This window comes from Nitrospira sp. BLG_2 (genome assembly GCF_049222245.1).
This window is the reverse complement of record NZ_JBLYIG010000534.1, coordinates 1-1993: the sequence shown is the minus strand read 5'-3', so window position 1 is coordinate 1993 and position 1993 is coordinate 1. Positions and strand designations below refer to the sequence as shown.

The 1993-nt window shown below is 59.1% G+C and carries 2 protein-coding genes; both read left to right on the top strand.

What is annotated here, in order from left to right:
- On the top strand, positions 1 to 1175 hold a 1175-nt coding region (locus ACOSYY_RS14320), incomplete at its 5' end, for an EF-Tu/IF-2/RF-3 family GTPase (protein WP_421663201.1).
- Positions 1176 to 1235: 60 nt separating this feature from the next.
- Complete coding sequence (locus ACOSYY_RS14315) at positions 1236 to 1988, top strand: hypothetical protein (protein WP_421663200.1); 753 nt, start codon at positions 1236 to 1238, stop codon at positions 1986 to 1988.
- The last annotated feature ends 5 nt before the right edge of the window (positions 1989 to 1993 follow it).

Below are 1993 nucleotides of genomic sequence, written 5' to 3'. Positions count from 1 at the left end.
GCAAAATGGGGATCGGTAAGATCCAGTCCGGCTCAATTGCCCGCCGGCAGAATGTCATAGTCCTCGGCAAAAACGGTGCACGGATTCCCGGAAGAGTGTCAGACCTCGCGGTCTATTCGGGCCTTGAACGAGCCGACACGGAACATGCGGCGGCCGGGGAGATCGTCGCGGTCGCCGGGCTTGATGATGTGAGCATCGGGGATACCATCGCCGATGCCGACAGTCCGGTCGCACTTCCACGTGTGTCGATCGACGAGCCGACGGTTCAGATGACCTTCTCGGTGAATAACAGTCCTTTCGCCGGACGTGAAGGCAAATTCCTGACGTCACGCCATTTACGCGAGCGCCTGTTCAAGGAACTGGAAACCAATGTGTCGCTCCGCGTCAATGAGACGGACAGCGCCGACCGCTTTCTCGTGGCGGGCCGAGGCGAACTCCATCTCTCCGTGTTGATCGAGCAAATGCGACGGGAAGGGTACGAGCTGCAAGTCTCGCAGCCGGAGGTCATTCTCCATCGTGAAGGCGGCGCCGTCATGGAGCCGTACGAGGAGTTGACGATCCAGGTGCCGGAAAATTATCAGGGCACGGTCATCGAAGAGATCGGCAAACGCCGCGGCGAGATGCGGCACATGCGGCTCATTCACTCCGATGTCGGGACGAGCGAGATGCACTTGGAATACCACATTCCGACGCGAGGTATCATGGGGCTGAAGAACGTGCTCCTGGCGAAGACCCGCGGGACCGTCATTATGCACCATGTGTTCTCGGCCTACGAACCGGCGGAAGAGCGGGACCTCATCGTGGCTCCCCATGGCTCGCTTGTCGCCTTCGAGGACGGTCTCAGCACGGGTTATGCCATCTTTATGACCCAGGAACGCGGTGCCATGTTCATCGGACCCGGCGTTGAAGTCTACCGAGGGATGGTCGTGGGCCAGAACAGCCGGGATGAGGACCTTGATGTGAATGTGTGCAAGGAAAAACACCTCTCCAACATGCGGGCCTCCGGTTCCGACGAAGCCCTGGTGCTCACACCTCCGCGCGAAATGACGCTGGAATTCGCATTGGAATATATCGGGGCCGATGAGTTGGTCGAGGTGACCCCGCAGAATCTGCGCCTTCGGAAGCGGCTTCTGCATCCGGAAGACCGGCGTAAGGCCAGAAAGGCGGGGAAATGAAATATCGTTCGTGAAGCGTCGTTCGCTACGAAGTACACTTCACGAGGTACGAGATTTGAGATGAGAATCCGCAAGAAATCGCCCAAACCCTCAGCCAAACGCCCCCCCCTTTATTTCATCGGCTATCGTGGCACTGCCCCGGCCACCGAAGAGCTGAAGCTGCTGTATGAGCGTGAGTATGGCGCTCCATTGGCCATCAGACATGAAGAGGGTTCGACCGAGTCCTGGCAGGCAACGCAGGGCCCTTGGTCGGCCCATGTCGTGATGCCGCTCCCGTCGAGCCATATCGCCGACGTGATGAAGCAGTTGGCCTGGGAACATGACCTCATGGGCGCCGTCGCGCCGTCCGTCGCGTCCCCTCGCGACATGCCCGATACCGTCCTATTCGCCGCACGCCTGGCTCGTTGTCTGACCCTGTTGTCACAAGGCACGGCGTATGACGTCATTACTCAAGCCTACGTCAATCCCTCGGACTGGCAACCGCGTACGCTCATGAGTTTTCTTTTGGATGACCACGTGTCCATCATCCATGACGACACCTCTCAACCGGACCGGGTGTGGTCCTACTCGTTAGGACTCAGCAAGTTCGGGCTGGACGAGGTTGAAATATTCATGGCCAAAGGACTTTCCGACAGCACGGCAAAGGACGTGCTGATTGAGTCGGCCGGCGAATTGCTGCGGGTGGGCCATTCTCCGAAAGTCGGAGCAGCGCTCGATCTTCCTCGGCTCAGTCGCACGATTCGCATCAGGAACTATCGGACCGCCGCGCCGGCCGGTCGGATGTTGGGATTCCGAGAGCTTCAAACCTCGTAAGGTCC